Genomic DNA, 253 nt, shown 5'->3' on the forward strand with positions numbered 1-253 from the left:
ATGACTAATATTTTTTTAAAACTATCTAGGCTTATTGAAACTTCGTTATTATTGAGAAGAATGTTTTGTTTTATAAATCCCGGGGTGTTGAATATACGACTTGTGTTATGCCTTATCATCAACGGTAGGCCATTTACATTAGTCCATTCCAAAGGGAAGTTTGATATTATTTTTATTTGCTTATTTGATGTTTTAGAAAAATAATCAAACATAGTGTCAGATTTATCAATTACTTTAGATTAGAAAATCTTCA

The sequence above is a fragment of the Enterobacter cloacae complex sp. P12RS genome, assembly GCF_014895875.1.
In the GTDB taxonomy this organism is placed as follows: domain Bacteria; phylum Pseudomonadota; class Gammaproteobacteria; order Enterobacterales; family Enterobacteriaceae; genus Enterobacter; species Enterobacter bugandensis.